This window comes from Shewanella sp. CAL98-MNA-CIBAN-0140 (assembly GCF_040309905.1).
Taxonomy (GTDB): Bacteria; Pseudomonadota; Gammaproteobacteria; order Enterobacterales; family Shewanellaceae; genus Shewanella; species Shewanella psychromarinicola.
On the sequence record NZ_JBEOPI010000241.1, the window covers coordinates 1 to 252 of the forward strand.

The following is a 252-nucleotide window of genomic DNA, read 5'->3' on the forward strand; positions in this document are numbered from 1 at the left end:
CTACATTCCATTGCCTCATTAGGTAGCCTAAAAGCGCCTCTCGCACGTTTAATTCGAGTTTTCCTGCCGTCATAGCGTAATCAAGCTCTATGGCTTTAAAATGCGTTACAGAAGGATGTGGCACGAGTGTAATTGCGTGAATACGATTCCACTGGATATCGGCTTGTTGAGTATGCAATGGGTCTAGCGGTGTTTCGACTGTGGCAATTTGGGTTAATCGTGTGCAGACAAAATCACGAAACTCATTTGATT

Annotated in this window: 1 protein-coding gene; it reads right to left on the minus strand. The window is 44.0% G+C overall.

Translation table 11 applies throughout. The features are described from left to right. A partial coding sequence (locus AAEY93_RS20920) for a BrxR family transcriptional regulator (protein WP_502959577.1) occupies positions 1-252 on the minus strand: 252 nt, incomplete at both ends.